Genomic DNA, 10,767 nt, shown 5'->3' with positions numbered 1-10,767 from the left:
CTTCATTGAGAAGAAAGCAAGAGAGATAGAATTGTGTACCAGGCAATGGGCAATTCTGACCAATTAGTTAATGGAATTGGTATTAAGTCTTTTTGCTTAGTAACGGGTTTCCCGTTAGCATATTGGGCGTCCATCATTTTATTAAAGACATTTGGCTACCCATGCTTCGTAAACTCTCGCTCGCAGTATTGATACCAGTCTGCATGCTGGCACTTTATTTAGTGTTGGTTGCGGCTGAGTATTTTTATGAGAGTAAACAGGTTCGCAAGGAGTTGGCTGAACGTCAAGTGGATCAAATAACGCAGCAGCTTTTACGTATGCGGGCCGTCGTGCAATCAGCACAAGCATTACAGGATATAGAACGCATTGAGCAGGAGGTCTCACTTGCGACATTAGATATGAATGTCATGGTTTATATCTTGCTGGATGCAAATAGCCGCATTCGATTTGCGAATCATACAGTTTGGCGTGATAGCAATGCCATTGAAGTGATTGATGGTTACGATGTGGTTCGTCATCATGCCGTTGTGCAATCTGGGCAGGCGAGTATTTCAATTAATCCAGACCGATTATCAATTCAAGCCTATTATCCCGTTGATGCTCAATATCCTGAAGCGACAGAGCTTATCTATTTTGAGTCTGATCTTGCACCGCTAGTAGCTAAAGCTTCAACCGAATTACAACAACGATTTATGCGCGTATGGGGCCTCGGGGCTTTGCTATTAATCGGTTTTACTTTTGTTCTATATTACCTCTTGATTCGTCCTTTCAAGATGTTAAGTGAATCGGCGAAGCAGGTGGGCACTCCCGAGTTTTTGACTCAAGTGCCTTGGAGTGCATCCGAAGTCTTGTCTTTACAAACGACACTGCAACAGGTTCATGAACATTTAGGGCGTGCTGTTAAGCAGCTCAATGATAATGAACAGCGTTGGTTGTTTGCGGTTGAAGGTTCGCGTAACGGTATTTGGGATTGGGATTTGCGTACTGACGAAGTGTTCCTTTCCGATCGCTGGAAGGAAATGATTGGCTATCAGCCCGATGAGCTTGAAGGTGCATTCCAAACATGGGAAACACGTTTACATCCCGACGATAAGCAGACCGTATTGAATTGCCTGCACGACTATGTCAGTGGCAAGACAAAAGAATTTGAGAGTGTCCATCGCTTACAACATAGAGATGGGCATTATGTTTGGGTATTTGACCGTGGCATGTTAGTCGATTGGGACCAACTTGGTCGGCCGACTCGAATGATTGGCATTCATGTCGATGTCTCTGAGAGCGAGAGAAACCATGCTGCGATTGCCGAATTAGTGAAGCAATCAGTGGCAGGGCCGAAGATGCTCCCTGAAACCTTTATGGCGCAGTTATCCCAATACCTTAATCAGCGAGCTAGTGCGGGACATTGGGGAGCTTTGTTATTACTCAATGTCGAAACTCTTGGGGCGAATGATACTCTTACATCCCATGAGCTTGAGCGATTGTTGTCACAATTAAGTGCAAGACTCTCGAGTTATTTTGCTGAAAATATTGTGATTGCCCATATCGAATTGGGCCGATTCGCCTTGTTAGCTAAGGAGTTGGCTGCTGATGCGAATATGGCCGGACGTCGAGCCTTGGCGTTGGCAACAGAGCTTAAACAAATCGCCACTCGTCCCTTCCATTATGGTGAACATGATTTTCGTTTAAATGCGAATATCGGGATTTGCTTATTAGATTCTGTGGATTCGCTTGCGCCAGAACTCGCCGTGCGGCGTGCTGAGCTCGCGATGCAGCATGCTCAGTCTAGTGACCACGCAGGTTGTGCTTTCTATCACCCAGATTTAGAACGCTCGCAGGATTCTGAATCGTCTTTATTGAGCAGATTAGAACGTGCAATAGCCGAAAATCAGTTGTCGTTAATGTTCCAGCCTGTGGTGGATATGCAAGGCAAGATAGTGTCGGCCGAGGTTTTATCCCGCTGGCATTTAGCGGATGGGGAAATTGTCCCAGTCGCTAAATTTATTGATTTAGCCGAGCGTCATGGTTTGATTGCATCGCTCGATTTAAATGTTGCCGAACGAGTTTGCCTGTTAGTTAAACAGCTTAAACAACAGGGCATTCACCTACCGCGTTTAACCTTGAACATCAGTACACTGTCTTTCTGCCAAGCCGACTTTGTCGAACAATTGGTGGGTTTAGTGAATGCCCATCAGCTCGGTGAACAACAATTGGGTATTGAGCTCAGTGAGAGTGCATTACTAGCGGCTGAAGCCTTTGTTCAGCCGAGGATAAATAGATTAGCTGAAGCTAGGGTGGCAATAACCTTAGATAACTTTGGTGCTGGACTGGGCGCCTTGAGTTGCTTGCGTCACTATCCCTTAAGTGAGGTGAAGCTCGATTTACATTGTGCCGCCAATTTAACGAACGATACGAGCTGGAGCCAAGCGTTGATTCAGTCGCTACAAGCCTTTAACTTGTCTATCGTGGCCAAAGGCGTCGAATCACCACAGCAACAGCAGCTATTTAGCCACTTAGGTTGTACCCATTTCCAAGGTTACAATATCGCTCGCGCCTTAAGTGTTAATGACTTTAAACAGCTTGTGTGTCCACGTCCCTTGTTGCGTAGCGTTTAAAAAAGTCGAGTGCGTAATTTAGTGCTTGATTGCGATAGCTATCTTTCTCCATAAAAATTTCATGGGCTGCACCTGCAATCACTTTTAGTTGGCAATTAGAACTCACCGCGAGATTTTGCGCGGCATTGTCGACAATTTTATCCTCACCTGCTTGTAGGATCAGAATGGGTGTACGTATATGCGTTGTTGCCAAGACACAAGCATCGGCTGCATCTAAGGATTCAGTAAGCCAGCGGTTAGTCGGTGAACCTAGCTGCAACTTTGGCGCCGCCTCATACAATTCTCGGTAGGCTTGGTAACGACTCTGGCAATGGGTGAGATCATTTCCCTTAAAGGGGGCAGCTTTATAGTTTTGGCCACTTAGCACATAATTAGGCTCTCCACCGTTGAGACTGGTATCGAGTTTACTGGCTAACCAACGAACAAACCCTTTACGCATGGGTAACTTGATGCCATACATAGGTGCTGAAAATGCGGCAGCGGTAAAGACATCGGGATGTTGTTTGAGATACAAGGTACCGATGGCGCCGCCCATGGAATGCCCGAGCAAGAACAGTGGCGAAGTGGCATGTTTGAGTACAATGCTTTGCATAAACAGGGCAAAGTCGTCGATATAGTCGTTGAACCGACGCACATGGCCTTGATGGGGATTTGCCGTCATGCGGCTCGATAATCCTTGACCGCGGTGATCTATGGCAAACACCGAATAACCTTGCTGATATAAGTCAAATACCAATTCTTGATACTTTAAGTAGGACTCGACACGGCCGCTACTGATGACAATGCTGGCATGGGCTTTAGGATGCTTAACCATCATATAGGCCAAGGTTAATCCATCATGCGTGTTGAGTGTGTCTTGGACAACGGTTTGCCAAAAGGCTTGCTGTTCAGAAGTATTTAAATCGTGTTCCGTTGAAAACTCTTCCATAGGAAAGTTTTGGGGCGTTTGGCTCATACTCTGTCGCACATCTCTGGCAAAAAGGTTTGTTAGAGTGTACCAGAGAACGGGCCCGGGCAGGAAAGGGAGCCTGAAAATACTGGCTCCCTAGGATGACATTAAATCGCGGCTTTTTGTGCTTCGATAAAGTCGTTTATCTGCTGCTCCAGTACCGACATAGGCACAGAGCCATTTTCTAATACGGCGTCGTGGAAGGCGCGAATATCAAATTTATCGCCTAAGGCTTGTTCGGCTTTCGCGCGTAGGCGTTTGATGGTGAGCTCACCAATCTTGTAGGAGAGCGCTTGCCCTGGCCAAGTAATGTAGCGGTCAATTTCAGTGGTCACATTGTGGAGCGATAACGCCGTGTTGCTCGCCATAAACTCAATGGCTTGCTCACGACTCCACCCCTGAGCATGCATGCCAGTATCGACAACCAGACGGGCTGCGCGCCACATCTCATAGGTTAGGCGACCAAAATTGCTGTAAGGATCTTGATAAAATCCCGCTTCTAAGCCTAAGTACTCGCTATACAATCCCCAACCTTCACCAAAGGCCGAAATGTAGCTGTAGCGACGAAAATCTGGCAGTGAGCTTAGTTCAGAATTGAGTGAGATCTGCAGATGATGCCCAGGTACGGCTTCGTGCAGCGTGAGTGCTTCGAGTTCATAGAGCGGGCGCTTATCTAAGGCGTAGGTATTGACCCAGTAGTAACCCGGCTCGTCGTCACGATTAGAGCCTGAATAACGGCCTGAGGTGTATTTAGGGGCGATTTCGGCCGGCACTGGTGCGATACCATAGGGTTTTCGCGGCAATTTCCCAAAATATTTAGGCAACATGGCATCGGCCTTTTTGGCAATAAACGCAGCTTCTTTCAGGAGTTGATCCGCACTGGTGGTGTAAAACTGGGGATCGGTTCGTAAGAAATGCAAAAAGTCGGCAAAGCTGCCTTTAAAGCCAACAGACTTAATGACTTGCTCCATTTCCTGGCGGATACGCTTCACTTCTTTTAAACCGAGCTCGTGCACTTCGGCCGAGGTCATATTTAAGGTCGTGTAGTAGCGAACGCGGTTTTCATAGAAGGCATCACCATCGGGTAAACTGTTAGCAGCAATATTTTCCCGAGTGTTGGGCATATACTCCTGGGTCATAAAATCATAAAAAGCCTGATAGGTCGGGAGTACATTCTGTTCGACCGATGCTCGGCCTTCTTGGGTGAGCTGAGCTTTTTGCGCTTCGGTAAAGTGGCTGGGGTACTGAGTAAAAGGCTTGAAATAACTACTTTTCTCTACCGGTAAGATATAAGCGCTAATGCTATTTTCAAATCCCTTGAGCGTGGCTTTAGGTGGGGTAATGCCTTCCTTTAAGCCTTGTTTTAACCAATGGGTTTGCTGGGCAAAATAGGTCGGTAGTGCCTTAAGCTTACCTAGGTAGTTTTGGTAATCCTCTAGGGTGTTGAAGCGTCCTTGTGCAATGGAAGATATATAGGCGTGGAAGCCACTTTCTGCGGTGATTGGCAGGTAGTAATCCTTGTATTTATAAAGGTCTACATCGTTCTGGATCTGATCCTCAAGGATTTCGGCGTTGATTTTATCTTCTTTACTCAGCTTGCTGCGATCCAGTGCTTTCAATTGGCCCAAAATCGCTATCTGACCTTGATTGAGTTTGACCAAAGCCTCGGGTGACAGATCTTGCAATTTACCTGCTGCACTTTTATCGCCCATTCCATAGGCCATTTCTGGGCTGGCACTGAGTTGGAGTTGCCAGCTTTGATCCACTATCGCTTGCAGTGCGGGGGCCATCGTCTTGACTGAGGATTGCGTTATTGCCACCGCTGTTTGGCTGGCGGATTCTGCAGGGGGCTGAGCCGTACTACAGGCGCTCAGGGCACAAATAAGTAAGCTAGGGGTAAAGAGTTTATGCATGATTTATCTCTGATATTATCGTTGTTATTGAAGTCATTATGCCTGAGGTTTACCCCAGATTCTTGTACGCATATTAAGCAGAATTGTGACTGAATGTGAATTTAAATCCCGCCCTTAGCTAAGTGCCACCAAAGAATGCGTGTTAAACTTAGGGTCCGCCCTAGACCAAATAACAAAAGCATTGGCTGGGTAGTTCACATAGGGGTTAATTATGATCAATACATCCATTCCACTGGTGGATTTGCATCGTCACTTAGATGGTAACGTGCGAGTGAACACTATTTGGGAACTCGGACACCAACACGGCATTGCTTTACCTGCCGATTCTTTAGAGACTCTCGCGCCATTTGTACAAATTCAGGGGAAAGAAACCAGCTTAGTTGCCTTCTTGAAGAAGCTTGACTGGATGGTGGCGGTTCTGGCTGATTTAGATGCGGTAAAACGTGTCGCCTATGAAAACGTGGCTGATGCGGCGTTATCTGGCCTTGATTATGCGGAGCTGCGTTTTAGCCCATATTACATGGCGATGAACCATAAACTACCGATTGAAGGTGTGGTTGAAGCGGTTATCGATGGGGTGAAAGCGGGCCTGAAAGATTACCAAGTTAAAATCAATCTTATCGGGATTATGTCGCGCTCCTTCGGCCAAGCCGCTTGCACTCAGGAGCTTGAAGGTTTACTCGCCCATAAACAACATCTGGTGGCGATGGACTTAGCCGGCGATGAGCTTGGTTTCCCTGGGGAGTTGTTTAACGAGCACTTTAAGCGAGTGCGAGACGCGGGATTAGCTATCACTGCCCATGCGGGAGAAGCTGCAGGTTCACAAAGTATGTGGCAAGCGATTCAGGAGCTGGGGGCGACACGTATTGGCCATGGGGTGAATGCGATTCACGATCCTAAGCTGATGGAATATCTGGCTAAACACCGTATTGGTATCGAATCTTGCCCAACCAGCAACCTACATACTTCGACAGTATCCTCCTATGCTGAACATCCCTTTAGAACCTTTATGGATGCGGGGGTGTTGATAAGCCTGAACACCGATGACCCGGGTGTAAGTGCGATTGATATTAAGCATGAATACCACATTGCTAAGTCTGAACTGGGATTAAGCGATGCTGAGTTGGCTCAGGTGCAACGCAACGGGGTGGAAATGGCGTTTTTATCCGAGAGTGAGCGCAAGGCGCTGTATGCGGCTAAAGCTTAAGTAAGCGGCTCTATTCCCAATAAAAAATCCGACATTCGAGTCGGATTTTTTTATTGGAGATGCGTCAGTGTTAGATCACACGGGAGAACTGCTGTTGACGCGCCTTTTGACGGTAGTAAAGGTCGAAGCACATACAGATATTGCGGATCAACAGGCGGCCTGTGGGGCTGATGGTGATCTTTCTGTCGGCTACTTCAACTAACTTATCGTCGATAAAGGTTTGCAGTAGTTTTAAGTCTTCGGCGAAGTATTCCTCAAACTTAATACCCAGTTTTTCGTCCATTTTCGCCATATCTAAATCGAAGTGGCAGATCAATTGTTTGATCACTACGCGGCGGATTTCGTCGTCACGGTTGAGGCTACAACCTTTCCACAGCGCATGGCCATCTTTATCGATGGCTTCGTAGTAAGGGCGAATGTCCTTCTGGTTTTGCGCATAACAATCGCCAATTTGACTGATTGAAGACACGCCAAGACCAAGCAAGTCGCATTCTTCTTGGGTGGTATAACCCTGGAAGTTGCGGTGCAGTTTGCCTTCGCGTTGTAACTTAGCCAGCTCATCGTCAGGCTTCGCGAAGTGGTCCATACCAATGTATTGATAACCCGCGCCAGTTAAGGTCTCGATAGTTTGATGCAACATCTCAAGCTTTTGTTTTGGCGAAGGTAAATGCTCATCTTTAATTTTACGCTGCGCGGCAAAACGCGCGGGTAAGTGAGCATAGTTGAATACAGATAGACGATCGGGCGACAGATCTAACACGCGCTGCATGGTGGCGGCGAATGTCTCAGGAGTCTGGTGTGGTAAGCCGTAGATTAAATCGATATTGGTAGAGACGAATCCCATGGCCTTGGCTTTAGCCATCAAATCGAAAATGAATTGCTCGTCCTGCTCACGGTTAACCGCGATTTGTACTTCTTTGTTGAAGTCTTGAACACCAATTGAAATACGGTTAAAACCGGCTTCTTTTAGGGTGTCGAGCATGGAAAGTTCAATTTCACGCGGGTCAACTTCGATTGAGAACTCACCTTCATCAGCAAAGTTAAAGTTAGCCTTAATTAATGCGGTAAGCTTGAGAATTTGCTCAGGATTTAAGAAGGTTGGTGTGCCGCCGCCCCAGTGCATTTGGGTGACCGAGTAGTGTTTAAACAGCGGTGCACGCTTAATAATTTCGTGGCTTAAATACTCAATGTATTGGTCGGCCTTATGGGCGTGGCGAGTGATAACTTTATTACAGCCACAGTAATAGCAAAGTTTGGCGCAGAAGGGGATGTGAATATACAGCGACAGTTTGTCACTCTTGCTGTTTTCAATCGCAGTTAACAGGTTTTGTTCAGTGAATGAATCATCAAACTCTAGCGCCGTTGGATAAGAAGTATAACGGGGACCGCTGTAGTTATATTTTTCGATCATCGACTGATCCCAGCTTATCTGAGTGGGCTGCTTCAAGGCGTGTCCTCCGAGGGTAAATTAGCAACAAACGAAGTATGCAAGGTTCTTAGGCAAATAACCTTGATCTAGGTTGTAAAAATGATGTCTGTCATTTTAGAAGTTACGCAATATCCATGAAAAAACAGCGTGTGTCTGTCGTTTTTTGGAGGTTTTGTGCACAGGCTCACGGGAAGTTGCACTCAAAGCACAGAAAGGATTTAGATTGATAGCCTCGATACCGATGTAAGCTTGGTTTCGAGGCTGTGTAAGCACTTTTAGTGTAGTGCTTTTAGCTGATAAGTAGATAACTTCTTGGCATCCTCGTTGATACCATCAGCCAGTTCGGCTTCGGATTTCATTCGTGCAAAATCGAGCTTCATACGCTCCTGTTTTGGCAGGGCTTGTCGTGCTTCCATAATCGGATGATCTTTAATTAACTCAAAATGTTGGAAGAAAGCAGGAAACTCAGGAGCAACCCTTTCGCTTAAGGATAAAATCTCAAATAAACGGCCAATCCTAACCACACCTTCGGAGATTTCGCAGCGGTCTTCAATCATAGCTGTCGCAATATAGCGGATATCTTCGAGTACTTTGGCGCGTTTAGTATTAGCAACAGCTTCGCGTTCGGCTAAAAGCGCTTGTTGACGTTGTTTTTGTTGCTTGAGTTTGAGGAGTAAAAAAGTGGCGTAGCTACTGAGGGCAACAATGATGATAAAACCAAGAACGATAAGAGTGGTAGACACGAAAACTCCTTGTTCAGAAAACATAAAAACAAAGCTTAATCGCTTTGTTTTTATGCAAATTCTAAGATTTAAAACTTATCTTGATAATCTTTTAGCAATTCGGCACCTGATTCAAAGAGGTCGAACAGGTCGTCATCTGAGTCGGCTTTAGATTTAGCTGGCGCTTCGTCTTCTAGCTCGTCGCTAATACCCAGTTTTATCATCAGGGCTTCAATCTTGTTGAGCTGTTGATCCAACCATTTTTGATCGGCATCGCTTAAATTGCGACCTTCTTCTAACATATCAAGCAATTGATTCAGTTTTGGATCTTCTTCCAGCTTCAGCAGTTTTTGCTCGTCGGTTAACTTGGGTTGCTTAACCTTCGGAGTGGCTGGCTTTTCTGTTGCTGTCGGTAAGACCAGTGCCACAGGCTTTTTGCTGCCATGACGTGGGTCTTTCTTCTGCGCCGCCGTTTTTTGCGGTGCTTGAGCTTGGATCAGTGCCTCATTATGGCGGCTGCCGGATTTATTGCCCTTTTCTGCGCGCTTGCCTGTGACTTCAGCACGATCCTGCTTTTTCACTCTTGGCTGTTGTTTGGGGCTATTCTCGCCGCCCTTGCGTGTTTTCTTGCTACGAGACATGATTTTCTCAATTATTTACAACGTATGTCCTAGCCGATACTGGATCGACTAAGTGCTAAATTCGGTCGGCTGTTATACCAGATTATGATGTTTTTTGCATCAAAACGAGGTCCTTAGCGGCAAATAATAGTTCAAAATCACTATTGCTCGCTAGGTATTCAAAAGTTTGTCGTTGGTAAAAACTTACATGGGTGAGGTTGTTCTTATAGTGCCACTTAGTAAAGCCTTCTAAATCAATTAATAAAGGAGTACTAATTGCTAACCATCCGCCAGGTTTAAGTAAGCGGGTCAGTAAGCTCCATTCTTTTATGGGGTACTGAAAATGCTCAAACACTCGGTAGCAGCAAATAAAATCATACTCTTGCTTTAGTGTTTCGTGATCAGGTGCGAAGAAGGGGTCGTATTGCTTAAGTGTGTGCCCTGCAGATTCAATCGTTGCCATGCTGTTTTGGTCGAGAACTCGTCCAAAGTTTAATCCAGTCAGACTGCCTTTTTGCTGCAATTGTATTTGAGATAGTAGCGGTAAAATGAATTGCGATAATTGGCGCTGTTTTGACGCGATGCGTGAGCGCCCATAACGCTGTTTTTCTGCAGCTGGTGGAAGATGACTGTTGGCATCAGCAAAGGTTAGCCAACATGTCTGGCAAATATAAAAACACCGTTTTTTGTCCTGTAGGAGCAAGTGTGTTTGCGTGCTATGACAAAGAGGGCATCTGCGCATCGAATCAACTAAGAAAATATTAAGGCTTTGATTGTAACAATTATATTGGCGGAGCGCACTTTCTAGAAGTGAGTGTTTGTTGAACAAAAATCACAAAGAAAAAGGCGGCAGTTAAACTGCCGCCTTACAAACGGTGCATTTTGCACCCTATTCTGATTCCAAGTATCCTTACTTGCTATGCGACTTTCCCGGTCGGTATCCTTCTTTTTTTTACTGCTTTCCCTGCATTATTTTTGTTAGCGGTCATCCAGACACTTAATTAGTTTCTGTCGCCATCCTGACCACAGTTTCCGTAGATGGTCTCAAGACACATCTTTTATAGCAGCGTCATCTATGACGTAAAGTTAACCATCCTTGTTACTTTAAGTACCTTCCAGTGATAACAAGCTTCCAGCCAGTGCATCCAAAGCTATTCGCTTCCTTTGCAACAGTTTACATCATGTAAGCTGTGTCCTGATGGGGCAAGTTACCCTGAGTGTAAGGCATTTTGCTTATTGCAAACTGGCGTTATCGGCCATTCCTTACAAAAATGTACTGACCGGGATTTCAAGGTGAAATCACTACTCTTGTTAT

The 10,767-nt window shown here is 45.7% G+C and carries 8 protein-coding genes; 2 read left to right on the top strand and 6 right to left on the bottom strand.

All coding sequences use genetic code 11. The annotated features are described in order from the left end of the window. Positions 1–161 precede the first annotated feature (161 nt). Entirely contained in the window at positions 162–2,612 is a 2,451-nt protein-coding gene (locus H9J30_RS16665; RefSeq protein ID WP_240132028.1) for an EAL domain-containing protein, read from the top strand. Here H9J30_RS16665 and H9J30_RS16660 read toward each other — a convergent pair. Next, positions 2,569–3,567 (bottom strand): alpha/beta fold hydrolase, encoded by a 999-nt coding sequence (locus H9J30_RS16660; protein WP_240132027.1) that lies wholly within the window; start codon positions 3,565–3,567, stop codon positions 2,569–2,571. The genes H9J30_RS16665 and H9J30_RS16660 overlap by 44 nt on opposite strands. Before the next feature lie 101 nt (positions 3,568–3,668). Next, positions 3,669–5,474, bottom strand: coding sequence for a DUF885 domain-containing protein (locus tag H9J30_RS16655; RefSeq protein ID WP_240132026.1), 1,806 nt, complete (start codon positions 5,472–5,474; stop codon positions 3,669–3,671). A gap of 211 nt (positions 5,475–5,685) precedes the next feature. Here H9J30_RS16655 and add point away from each other — a divergent pair, with 211 nt between their 5' ends. Next, positions 5,686–6,681, top strand: a complete 996-nt coding sequence (add, locus tag H9J30_RS16650) for an adenosine deaminase (RefSeq protein WP_220056894.1) — start codon at positions 5,686–5,688, stop codon at positions 6,679–6,681. 70 nt (positions 6,682–6,751) lie between these two features. On the opposite strand, the gene hemN is transcribed toward add, so the two are convergent. From hemN to H9J30_RS16630, 4 genes are all read right to left on the bottom strand, one after another. After that, entirely contained in the window at positions 6,752–8,128 is a 1,377-nt protein-coding gene (gene hemN / locus H9J30_RS16645) for an oxygen-independent coproporphyrinogen III oxidase (protein WP_275679651.1), read from the bottom strand. A 257-nt stretch (positions 8,129–8,385) separates the two neighbouring features. Beyond that, positions 8,386–8,853 (bottom strand): DUF2489 domain-containing protein, encoded by a 468-nt coding sequence (locus tag H9J30_RS16640; protein WP_240132025.1) that lies wholly within the window; start codon positions 8,851–8,853, stop codon positions 8,386–8,388. Positions 8,854–8,921: 68 nt separating this feature from the next. Further along, the gene (gene yihI, locus H9J30_RS16635; protein WP_240132024.1) at positions 8,922–9,473 is read right to left on the bottom strand and encodes a Der GTPase-activating protein YihI; all 552 of its coding nucleotides are present in this window, start codon (positions 9,471–9,473) and stop codon (positions 8,922–8,924) included. An 82-nt stretch (positions 9,474–9,555) separates the two neighbouring features. Continuing rightward, positions 9,556–10,194 carry a class I SAM-dependent methyltransferase gene (locus H9J30_RS16630; protein WP_240132032.1) on the bottom strand — a complete coding sequence of 213 codons (639 nt, stop codon included), beginning with the start codon at positions 10,192–10,194 and terminating at the stop codon, positions 9,556–9,558. Between the last annotated feature and the right edge of the window lie 573 nt (positions 10,195–10,767).

The sequence above is a fragment of the Shewanella cutis genome (assembly GCF_022410515.1).
Taxonomy (GTDB): Bacteria; Pseudomonadota; Gammaproteobacteria; order Enterobacterales; family Shewanellaceae; genus Shewanella; species Shewanella cutis.
Note: the sequence above shows the minus strand (reverse complement) of the source record. Positions and strands in the feature narration are given on the sequence as shown.

Excerpts from the sequence above, each read along its gene's own strand:
- yihI (WP_240132024.1), bottom strand. The coding sequence starts at position 9,473 with ATGTCTCGTAGCAAGAAAACACGCAAGGGCGGCGAGAATAGCCCCAAA.
- H9J30_RS16660 (WP_240132027.1), bottom strand. The coding sequence starts at position 3,567 with ATGAGCCAAACGCCCCAAAACTTTCCTATGGAAGAGTTTTCAACGGAA.
- H9J30_RS16630 (WP_240132032.1), bottom strand. The coding sequence starts at position 10,194 with ATGCGCAGATGCCCTCTTTGTCATAGCACGCAAACACACTTGCTCCTA.
- H9J30_RS16655 (WP_240132026.1), bottom strand. The coding sequence starts at position 5,474 with ATGCATAAACTCTTTACCCCTAGCTTACTTATTTGTGCCCTGAGCGCC.
- H9J30_RS16665 (WP_240132028.1), top strand. The coding sequence starts at position 162 with ATGCTTCGTAAACTCTCGCTCGCAGTATTGATACCAGTCTGCATGCTG.
- add (WP_220056894.1), top strand. The coding sequence starts at position 5,686 with ATGATCAATACATCCATTCCACTGGTGGATTTGCATCGTCACTTAGAT.